General features: G+C 67.5%; 7 protein-coding genes. 5 read left to right on the plus strand and 2 right to left on the minus strand.

Features of this window, described 5'->3' with window-relative positions; all coding sequences use genetic code 11:
- Nucleotides 1–13: 13 nt before the first annotated feature.
- The 5 genes from G3O06_RS23490 (at nucleotide 14) to G3O06_RS23510 (ending at nucleotide 3,823) form a co-directional block, all read left to right on the plus strand.
- On the plus strand, nucleotides 14–1,582 hold the full coding sequence (locus G3O06_RS23490) for a protein adenylyltransferase SelO (RefSeq protein ID WP_205817651.1): 1,569 nt from the start codon (nucleotides 14–16) through the stop codon (nucleotides 1,580–1,582).
- Between the two features lie 45 nt (nucleotides 1,583–1,627).
- On the plus strand, nucleotides 1,628–2,059 hold the full coding sequence (msrB, locus tag G3O06_RS23495; protein WP_011352349.1) for a peptide-methionine (R)-S-oxide reductase MsrB: 432 nt from the start codon (nucleotides 1,628–1,630) through the stop codon (nucleotides 2,057–2,059).
- 122 nt (nucleotides 2,060–2,181) lie between these two features.
- Nucleotides 2,182–2,712, plus strand: coding sequence for a septation protein A (locus G3O06_RS23500; RefSeq protein WP_043188089.1), 531 nt, complete (start codon nucleotides 2,182–2,184; stop codon nucleotides 2,710–2,712).
- A 1-nt stretch (nucleotide 2,713) separates the two neighbouring features.
- On the plus strand, nucleotides 2,714–3,022 hold the full coding sequence (locus tag G3O06_RS23505) for a BolA family protein (RefSeq protein ID WP_059532602.1): 309 nt from the start codon (nucleotides 2,714–2,716) through the stop codon (nucleotides 3,020–3,022).
- An 18-nt stretch (nucleotides 3,023–3,040) separates the two neighbouring features.
- Complete coding sequence (locus G3O06_RS23510; protein WP_124902373.1) at nucleotides 3,041–3,823, plus strand: peptidylprolyl isomerase; 783 nt, start codon at nucleotides 3,041–3,043, stop codon at nucleotides 3,821–3,823.
- A 178-nt stretch (nucleotides 3,824–4,001) separates the two neighbouring features.
- Here G3O06_RS23510 and G3O06_RS23515 read toward each other — a convergent pair whose 3' ends face one another.
- Both G3O06_RS23515 and purL read right to left on the minus strand, forming a co-directional pair.
- Nucleotides 4,002–4,547, minus strand: a complete 546-nt coding sequence (locus G3O06_RS23515) for an N-acetyltransferase (RefSeq protein WP_205817653.1) — start codon at nucleotides 4,545–4,547, stop codon at nucleotides 4,002–4,004.
- Between the two features lie 5 nt (nucleotides 4,548–4,552).
- A complete protein-coding gene (gene purL / locus G3O06_RS23520) occupies nucleotides 4,553–8,617 on the minus strand; it encodes a phosphoribosylformylglycinamidine synthase (protein WP_205817652.1) in 4,065 nt (1,354 codons plus the stop codon).
- Nucleotides 8,618–8,779 lie beyond the last annotated feature (162 nt).

An 8,779-nucleotide genomic window follows, 5' to 3' on the forward strand; every position in this document is an offset into this window, starting at 1 on the left:
AGAGGCGCTCAACATGTCGTTTTCCCGAAGCGCAGCCGATCCGGCTGACACCCTCCCCGACCTCGCCGCCACGCTCGGCGAGCCCGCCGTCGGCGCGTTCGTCGCGCTCGGCGACGCGTTTCATACGCGGCTGCCGGCCGCGCCGCTTGCCGCGCCGTACGTCGTCGGCTTTTCCGGCGAAGTCGCGCAACTGCTCGACCTGCCGCCGTCGATCGCCGCGCAGCCCGGCTTCGCCGAGCTGTTCGCCGGCAACCCGACGCGCGACTGGCCCGCGAACGCGATGCCGTACGCATCGGTGTATTCCGGCCACCAGTTCGGCGTGTGGGCCGGCCAGCTCGGCGACGGCCGCGCGCTGACGATCGGCGAACGCACCGGCACGGACGGCCGCCGCTACGAGTTGCAGCTGAAAGGCAGCGGCCGCACGCCGTATTCGCGGATGGGTGACGGCCGCGCGGTGCTGCGCTCGTCGATCCGCGAATTCCTGTGCTCGGAAGCGATGCATCACCTCGGCATCCCGACCACGCGCGCACTGACGGTGATCGGCTCCGACCAGCCGGTGGTGCGCGAGGAGATCGAGACGTCGGCCGTCGTCACGCGCGTGTCGGAGAGCTTCGTGCGCTTCGGCCACTTCGAGCACTTCTTCTCGAACGATCGCCCCGACCTGCTGCGCCAACTCGCCGATCACGTGATCGACCGCTTCTATCCGGATTGCCGCCGCGCCGACGATCCGTACCTCGCGCTGCTCGAAGCCGCGACGCTACGCACGGCCGATCTCGTCGCACAGTGGCAGGCCGTCGGCTTCTGCCACGGCGTGATGAACACCGACAACATGTCGATCCTCGGCGTGACGATCGACTACGGCCCGTTCGGCTTCGTCGATGCGTTCGACGCGAACCACATCTGCAACCACTCGGATACGAGCGGCCGCTATGCATACCGGATGCAGCCGCGCATCGCGCACTGGAACTGCTACTGCCTCGCGCAGGCGCTGCTGCCGCTGATCGGGCTGCAGCACGGCATCGCCGACGACGATGCGCGCGCCGAGCGCGCGGTGGACGACGCGCAGGCCGTGCTCGCGAAATTCCCGGAACGTTTCGGCCCCGCGCTCGAACGCGCGATGCGCGCGAAGCTCGGCCTCGAGCTCGAACGCGAGAACGATGCCGAACTCGCCAACACGCTGCTCGAGACGATGCATGCGAGCCACGCGGATTTCACGCTGACGTTCCGCCGGCTCGCGCAGATCTCGAAGCACGACGCGAGCCGCGATGCACCGGTGCGCGACCTGTTCATCGACCGCGACGCGTTCGATGCGTGGGCGAACCTCTACCGCGCGCGGCTGTCCGAGGAAACACGCGACGACGCGGCACGCGCGGCCGCGATGAATCGCGTGAACCCGAAATACGTCTTGCGCAACCATCTGGCCGAAGTCGCGATCCGGCGCGCGAAGGAAAAGGATTTTTCGGAAGTCGAGCGGCTCGCGCAGATCCTGCGCCGGCCGTTCGACGAACAACCGGAGCATGAAGCGTACGCGGCGTTGCCGCCCGACTGGGCTGGTTCGCTCGAAGTGAGCTGCTCGTCCTGAGCCCGCAACCCGCGCGTATCGACCGACCGATCAGGAGAACCCCACATGTCCCACGATTCCGACGACAAGACCTTCCCGTACGAGAAGGACGACGCCGAGCTGCGCCGCCGGCTCACGCCGATGCAGTATGAAGTCACGCAGCATGCGGCAACCGAGCGCGCATTCACCGGCGAATACACCGACACCGAGGACGACGGCATCTACAAATGCGTCGTCTGCAGCACGCCGCTGTTCGAATCCGGCTCCAAGTTCCACTCGGGCTGCGGCTGGCCCAGCTATTTCAAGCCGCTCAACGGCGAAGTGATCGACGAAAAGGTCGACTACTCGCACGGGATGGTGCGCGTCGAGGTCCGCTGCAATCACTGCGGCGCGCATCTCGGCCACGTGTTCGAGGACGGCCCGCGCGACCAGACCGGTTTGCGGTACTGCATCAATTCGGCTGCGTTAAACTTCGAGTCCCGACCCGAAAACGAATGAGCGGCGCCGGGCGGATCCGCGGGGCGGCCCTTGCCGCCGCCCGATCCGCTCCAGCGGTGCCTGGCGGGTCCCTACAACGGTGAAAGGCCGCGCAAGCGGCCTTTCACGCAGCTGCGAGCGCCATGAAATTCCTGTTCGATCTGTTTCCGATCATCCTGTTTTTTGTCGCCTTCAAGGTCTGGGGCATCTTTACCGCCACCGCCGTCGCGATCGTCGCGACGCTGGCCCAGGTCGCGTGGGTCGCCTTCCGGCACCGGAAGGTCGACACGATGCTGTGGGTCAGCCTCGGCGTGATCGTCGTTTTCGGTGGTGCCACCCTCGTCCTGCATGACGAGAAATTCATTCAATGGAAACCGACTGTGCTGTACTGGCTGTTTGCGATCGGGCTGCTCGCCGCGCGCTATGCGTTCGGCAACAACCTGATCGAGAAGATGATGGGCAAGCAGCTCACGCTGCCGCACCCCGTGTGGGACAAGCTGAACGTCGCCTGGGCGCTGTTCTTCGCGGTGCTCGGCGTCGCGAACCTGTACGTGGTGCACAACTTCACCGAATCGCAATGGGTGAACTTCAAGCTGTTCGGCACGACGGGAGCGATGGTCGTATTCATCATCCTGCAGAGCCTGTGGCTCACGAAATACCTGAAGGACGAATGACATGACGGACGCCTTTCTCCACGCGTCGCCCGACGAACGCATCGCGCTGATCGAAGCGCGCCTCACCGCCTCGCTCGCCCCGCTGTCGCTCACCGTGCGCGACGACAGCGCGCAGCACGCGGGCCACGCCGGCGCGGCCGCCGGCGGCCATTTCACGGTCACGATCGTGTCGGCCGCGTTCGCGGGCAAGCCGCGCGTCGCGCGGCACCGGCTGGTGTATGATGCGCTCGCTGATGCGATGCAGCGCGGCATTCACGCGCTCGCGATCGTGGCTTACACGCCCGAAGAATTCAACGAATCTTCAATCTAGTCTCATTAGGAATTCCCGATGATCCTGAAATCCCCCCGCCTGTGGGTCGCGGCGGCTGCTTTCGCAGCGGCACCGGCATTTGCCCAGAACATCGCCGTCGTCAACGGCACGCCGATTCCGAAGTCGCGCGCCGACGCGATGGTTGCTCAGCTCGTCCAGCAAGGCCAGACCGACAGCCCGCAACTGCAGCAGGCCGTGCGCCAGGAACTCGTGAACCGCGAAATCCTGATGCAGGAAGCGATCCGCGAAGGCATCCCGAACCGTCCGGACGTGAAGGCGCAGGTCGCCGTCGCGCAGCAGACCGTCGTGCTGCGCTCGATGATCGAGAGCTTCCTGAAGAAGAACCAGCCGACCGACGCCGAAGTGAAGGCGCGCTACGACGACCTCGTCAAGGGCGCCGGCGGCAATCGCGAATACCACCTGCACCACATCCTCGTCGACAACGAGCAGCAGGCGAAGGACCTGATCGCGAAGATCAAGGCCGGCGCGAAGTTCGAGGATCTCGCGAAGCAGTACTCGAAGGATCCGGGTTCGGGCAAGAACGGCGGCGATCTCGACTGGTCCGACCCGAAGGCGTACGTGCCGGAATTCGCGGCGGCCGCGCAGAAGCTGCAGAAAGGCCAGATGACCGACGCGCCGGTGAAGACGCAGTTCGGCTGGCACATCATCCGTGTCGACGACGTCCGCGACATCGCCCCGCCGCCGTTCGATCAGGTGAAGGCGCAGATCGCGCAGCAGCTCGTGCAGCAGAAGCTGCAGGCGTTCGAGGAAGGTCTGCGCCAGCAGGCAAAGATCCAGTAACGCCGGCGCTCGTCGCCCGGGCGTCGAAAAGCCGCTCTTCGGAGCGGCTTTTTTATTGCCCGCGAACTGACTGCCGTCGCATCACGATGCACTGTGGCCCACCGCCACCAAAAGAAAAAGGCCGCTCCGAAGAGCGGCCTTTCCCGTGTGCCGGATCGACTCGCGCTGCAAACTTGCGCTACGCGGGGTAGAACACGTCGTGATAGCGAACGTCACCCGACGGCCGCGGCGCCGAATCGTCGAGCGACAGCGCGAGGAAATACTCGGGCGGCACGCCCGGAAACACGATGTCGCCGGATGGCGCAAAGCCGAAGCGCGTGTAGTACGCGGGTTCCCCGAGCAGGACGCAGCCGCGCGCGCCAAGCCGGCGCAGCGCGTCGAGCCCCGTGCGCACCAGCCCCGCGCCGATGCTCTGCCGCTGGCAATCGGGCAGTACCGCGAGCGGCGCCAGCCCGTACCAGCCTTGGCTGCCGGACGGTTCGCCGCCGATCGACACCGGCGAGAAGGCAACGTGCCCGATCAGGCGGCCGTCGCGCTCCGCGACGAGCGAGACGCTCAACGCACCGTCCGCACGCAACGTTTCGACGATCCGCCGTTCGAACTGCCCGCCTTCCGGCTCGCCCGCGAACGCGGCGGCGATCACGCGGCCGATCGCGTCGGCCTCGCTCGCTCGCGCGTCGCGCAGCGTGACGACCTCGACCGGTGCGTTCGGGTCGAACATCATCCCGATCAGCCGATCCAGCGGCGCGCGTTGCGGAACACGCGCATCCACGGGCTCGCTTCACCCCAGCTTTCCGGGTGCCAGCTCATCGCGACCGTACGGTGCACGCGCTCCATGTGCGGCATCAGCACCGAGAAGCGGCCGTCGGCCGTCGTGACCGACGTGATGCCGGCCGGCGAGCCGTTCGGGTTGAACGGATAGCGCTCGGTCGCTTCGCCGCGGTGATCGACGAAACGCATCGAGACCGCGACGCGATCGATGTCGCCCTGCTGCGAGAAGTCCGCGTAGCCTTCGCCGTGCGCAACCGCGACCGGAATCCGCGAGCCTTCCATCCCCGCGAAGAAGATCGACGGCGACTTCTCCACTTCGACGAACGAGAAACGCGCCTCGAACTGCTCGGACTTGTTGCGCGTGAACTTCGGCCACGCTTCCGCGCCCGGGATCATCGACGCAAGGCTCGACAGCATCTGGCAGCCGTTGCAGATGCCGAGCGCGAACGTGTCGGGACGCGCGAAGAATGCCGAGAACATGTCGGCGAGGTTCGCGTTGAAGCGGACCGTCTTCGCCCAGCCTTCGCCCGCGCCCAGCACGTCACCGTACGAGAAGCCGCCGCAGGCGACCGCACCCGCGAAATCGGCGAGCGTCGCACGGCCGGCAAGCAGGTCGCTCATGTGCACGTCGTGTGCATCGAAGCCCGCGCGATCGAACGCGTAGGCCGTTTCCAGATGCGAGTTCACGCCCTGCTCGCGCAGGATCGCGACGCGCGGCCGTGCGCCCGTCGCGATGAACGGCGCGGCGATGTCGTCGGCCGGATCGAAGCTCAGCACCGGCGAGATGCCCGGATCGGCCACGTCGAGCAGCGCGTCGTATTCGGCATCCGCGCAGGCGGGGTTGTCGCGCAGGCGCGCGATGCGCCAGCTCACTTCGCTCCATGCACGATGGAGTTCGGTGCGCGGTGCGTCGAAGATCTTCTTCGCGTCGCGGTACACCTCGATCACGTCGCGATCGTTGACCGAGCCGATCACGTGCGAGCACGCCGACAGGCCAAACTCGCGCAGCGCGCCGAGCACCGCGTCACGGTCGGTCGCACGCACCTGCACGACGGCGCCGAGTTCTTCCGAGAACAGCGCGCGCAGCGTGCGGTCGTCGCGGCGGCCGCTCGTCTGCTTCGCCCAGTCCTTCGCGTCACCGTAGTCGGATTCGTGATTCGGGTCGAGCGTCAGCATGTCGACGTTCAGCGACACGCCCGCGTGGCCCGCGAATGCCATTTCGCACGCCGTCGCCCACAGGCCGCCATCCGAGCGGTCGTGGTATGCGAGCAGCTTGTCTTGCGCATTGAGCGACTGGATCGCGTTGAAGAAGCGCTTCAGGTCTTCCGCATCGTCGACGTCCGGCGTCGTGTCGCCGACCTGCTGCGTGACCTGCGCGAAGATGCTGCCGCCCATCCGGTTCTTGCCGCGGCCGAGATCGATCGCGATCAGCACGCTATCGCCTGCGTCAGCGATGCGGCGCAGTTGCGGCGTCAGGTGGCGGCGCACGTCCTCGACCGGCGCGAACGCGGAGATGATCAGCGACACCGGCGACACCACTTCCTTCGCGACGCCCTGCTCGTCCCACTTCGTCTTCATCGACAGCGAATCCTTGCCGACCGGGATGCCGATCCCGAGTGCCGGGCACAGCTCCATGCCGATCGCCTTGACCGTGTCGAACAGCGCGGCGTCCTCGCCGGCCGTGCCGCATGCGGCCATCCAGTTCGCCGACAGCTTCAGCTTGTCGAGCGATGCGATCGGCGCGCTCGCGATGTTCGTGATCGCCTCGCCAACCGCCATGCGGCCCGATGCCGGCGCGTCGATCACCGCGAGCGGCGTGCGCTCGGCCATCGTCATCGCCTCGCCCTTGAAGCCCGCGTAGTCGAGCGCGGTGACCGCGCAGTCGGCCACCGGCACCTGCCACGGGCCGACCATCTGGTCGCGCACCGACGTGCCGCCGACCGAACGGTCGCCGATCGTGATCAGGAACGACTTGCTGCCGACCGTCGGGTGCTTCAGCACGTCGACCGCCACTTCCGACAGCGCGATGCCCGTCACGTCGACCGGCGCACGCTCGGTCGCCACGCGCGTGACGTCGCGATGCATGCGCGGCGGCTTGCCGAGCAGCACTTCCATCGGCATGTCGACCGGGTATTCGTCGGCGCCCGTCGCTTCGTCGTCGACGAGCTTCAGCTGGCGTTCGTCGGTCGCGACACCAACCACCGCGAACGGGCAGCGCTCACGTGCGCAGATCGCCTCGAAGCGCGGCAGGTCGGCCGGCGCGATCGCCAGCACGTAGCGCTCCTGCGCTTCGTTCGACCAGATTTCGCGCGGCGACAGGCCCGATTCCTCGAGCGCGACCTTGCGCAGCTCGAAACGCGCGCCCTTGCCCGCACCGTCGACGATCTCGGGGAACGCGTTCGACAGGCCGCCCGCGCCGACGTCGTGGATGCTCAGGATCGGGTTTTCCGCGCCGAGCTGCCAGCAGCCGTTGATCACTTCCTGGGCGCGACGCTCGATTTCGGGGTTGCCGCGCTGCACCGAGTCGAAGTCGAGTTCGGCCGTGTTCGCGCCGGTCGCCATCGAGCTCGCGGCGCCGCCGCCCATGCCGATCCGCATGCCGGGGCCGCCGATCTGGATCAGCAGCGAGCCTGCCGGCACGTCGTGCTTGTGCGTATGCTGGTCGGCGATGTTGCCGAGACCGCCCGCGATCATGATCGGCTTGTGATAGCCGTGCACCTTCCCGCCGACGTTCTGCTCGTACACGCGGAAATAGCCGCCGAGGTTCGGACGGCCGAATTCATTGTTGAACGCGGCTCCGCCGAGCGGGCCGTCGATCATGATCTGCAGCGGCGACGCGATGCGGTCCGGGCGGCCGTACGGGCCATGCGCATCGTTCGGGTTGCGCTCGCCGACCGGCTGGGCCGCGTCGCGCGCGTTTTCCCACGACTGGCGTGCGTCGGGCAGATCGAGGTTCGATACGGTGAAGCCCGTGAGGCCGGCCTTCGGGCGCGCACCGCGGCCCGTCGCGCCTTCGTCGCGGATCTCGCCGCCCGCGCCGGTCGCCGCACCCGGGAACGGCGAGATCGCCGTCGGGTGGTTGTGCGTCTCGACCTTCATCAGCGTGTGCGTGAGCTCGGTGTGGCGGCCGTAGCGCTCGCCCGGCTCGCCGGCCGCGCCTGCGTTGCGCGGGAACCAGCGCTCGGCTTCGGCGCCGACCATGATCGACGAGTTGTCCGAATACGCGACGATCGTGCCTTGCGGGTTCAGCTTCTCGGTGTTGCGGATCATCGCGAACAGCGACATGTCCTGCGCTTCGCCGTCGATCGTCCACTGCGCGTTGAAGATCTTGTGGCGGCAGTGCTCGCTGTTCGCCTGCGCGAACATCATCAGTTCCACGTCGGTCGGGTTGCGTTCGAGCTTGCGGAACGCGTCGACCAGGTAGTCGATCTCGTCGTCGGCGAGCGCGAGGCCCAGCTCGACGTTCGCGCGTTCGAGCGCGCCGCGGCCGACGCCCAGCACGTCGACGCTCGCGAGCGGCTTGGCCGGCAGTTCGTCGAACAGGTGCTTCGCGTCGTCGCGTGCCGCGACGACGCTTTCGGTCATCCGGTCATGCAGCGCGGCCGCGACGGCCGCGCGCGCGTCGTCCGACAGCGCCTTCTTGCCGCCGAGCAGGCCCGACTTCAGCGTGACCGTGAACTCGACGCCGCGCTCGATGCGGCGCACCTGCGTGAGGCCGCAATGCTGCGCGATGTCGGTCGCCTTGCTCGCCCACGGCGAGACCGTGCCGAAGCGCGGCAGCACGACGAAGGTCTCGGCCGTGCCCTTCTCGGCCGCCGGCTCGAACGGCGCGCCGTAGTGCATCAGCGCGTCGATGCGGGCGCTGTCGTCGGCCGACAGCGGCTCGGCCGCATTGACGAAGTGCAGGAACTGCCCGCGCACCGCGACGATGTTGGCGTCGATTTGCCTGAGCGTGTCGAGCAGACGGGTTTGACGGAAATCGGAGAGGGCCGAAGCGCCGGGAAAACACGAGAAGTGAGCCATGGGCTGGACTGACGTCGATGAGTCGCGCGAGGTGGCGACGTGGGGCGAAAGGAAGGCCGTAATTATACCCGGAAGTCGGTCGCCCAAGACCGGCCTGTCGGTAGCGTGCATGCACCGCAACGGTGCCGCGGGGTGCGACGCGTACGGCCCGCCCGCCGGGCC

It is taken from the genome of Burkholderia sp. Ac-20345, assembly GCF_017104825.1.
Lineage (GTDB): Bacteria > Pseudomonadota > Gammaproteobacteria > Burkholderiales > Burkholderiaceae > Burkholderia > Burkholderia lata_B.

Bases quoted from the DNA above. Each gene is read 5' to 3' on its own strand.
- G3O06_RS23490 (WP_205817651.1), top strand. From the start codon at position 14: ATGTCGTTTTCCCGAAGCGCAGCCGATCCGGCTGACACCCTCCCCGAC.
- msrB (WP_011352349.1), top strand. From the start codon at position 1,628: ATGTCCCACGATTCCGACGACAAGACCTTCCCGTACGAGAAGGACGAC.
- G3O06_RS23500 (WP_043188089.1), top strand. From the start codon at position 2,182: ATGAAATTCCTGTTCGATCTGTTTCCGATCATCCTGTTTTTTGTCGCC.
- G3O06_RS23505 (WP_059532602.1), top strand. From the start codon at position 2,714: ATGACGGACGCCTTTCTCCACGCGTCGCCCGACGAACGCATCGCGCTG.
- G3O06_RS23510 (WP_124902373.1), top strand. From the start codon at position 3,041: ATGATCCTGAAATCCCCCCGCCTGTGGGTCGCGGCGGCTGCTTTCGCA.
- G3O06_RS23515 (WP_205817653.1), bottom strand. From the start codon at position 4,547: ATGATGTTCGACCCGAACGCACCGGTCGAGGTCGTCACGCTGCGCGAC.
- purL (WP_205817652.1), bottom strand. From the start codon at position 8,617: ATGGCTCACTTCTCGTGTTTTCCCGGCGCTTCGGCCCTCTCCGATTTC.